Raw genomic sequence first — 401 nt, 5'->3', positions numbered from 1 at the left:
CACCGTGCAGGCGGGGGGTGAAACCGGCGAGGTGAGGTTCGATGTCGACCGCTTGCACTTGGAGCCGCTGGGCGGCGGCACGTTGCAGTTGAGTTATCAGGTGGTCAGGGTGGGCGGCGGTACGCAGATTTCTCCGGTGACGACGTACAACGTCACGGCTGTCGAGTTGGTATTCCCGGCGCCGGTGATCGTGCAGGCATCAGGCGGCGTGTTGAGTCCAATGGATGTGCAGGCTGGCGCGACCTTCCAGGTGACCTACACCGGCATGCGCACCACCGACACCATCAAGCCCATCTGGAACAACATCGCCAGCATCATCCCGTGGCGAAAGGGAGAAGCCGATGAAACGGTTGAATCCGATGTTCCGGCGACGATGATTGGAGCGGTTCTCGGCAAGACGA

1 pseudogene is annotated in these 401 nt (G+C 61.6%); it reads left to right on the top strand.

From position 1 onward, the window contains the following. A pseudogene (locus QMX88_RS29330) lies at positions 1–401 on the top strand (hypothetical protein); the annotation flags it as partial.

Origin of the sequence: Pseudomonas sp. PS02290 (assembly GCF_029960075.1) — a bacterium.
Taxonomy (GTDB): Bacteria; Pseudomonadota; Gammaproteobacteria; order Pseudomonadales; family Pseudomonadaceae; genus Aquipseudomonas.
This window is presented reverse-complemented; position numbering and strand designations above follow the sequence as displayed.